This window comes from Myxococcaceae bacterium JPH2 (assembly GCA_016458225.1).
GTDB lineage: Bacteria > Myxococcota > Myxococcia > Myxococcales > Myxococcaceae > Citreicoccus.
On record JAEMGR010000135.1, the window covers coordinates 1 to 412 of the forward strand.

Here is a 412-nt window from a genome sequence, read left to right on the forward strand (position 1 = left end):
AGCAGCGCCGACGTGCGCATCGAGGACCTTCAGCACGCCCTCTCGCGCCTCCTCCCCTCCTTCATGCTCCCCTCCCGCTGGCTCTCGCGGGACTCCCTCCCTCTCACCTCCACCGGAAAGGTCGACAGGAAGGCCCTCTCTTCCCTCCACCTCGACGACTCTTCTCTCCCCTCTTCCGGCGGCCCCCCTCGCGGCCACGTCGAGACACTCCTCTCCCAGCTCTTCCTTCAGGTCCTCTCTCTCCACTCCATCGAGCGCGACGCCAGCTTCTTCCACCTCGGCGGTCACTCTCTCTCCGCCACCCGCCTCGTCTCTCGCATCCGTCACGCCTTCGGCGTTCAGCTTCCCCTCGCGGCCCTCTTCGCCTCTCCCACCGTCGCCTCCCTCGCTCGCGAACTCACGCGGCTTCAGG

1 protein-coding gene is annotated in these 412 nt (G+C 67.7%); it reads left to right on the forward strand.

Features of this window, described 5'->3' with window-relative positions; all coding sequences use genetic code 11:
• The coding region (locus JGU66_36460) for a hypothetical protein (GenBank protein MBJ6766270.1) at positions 1 to 412 on the forward strand (412 nt) is incomplete at both ends.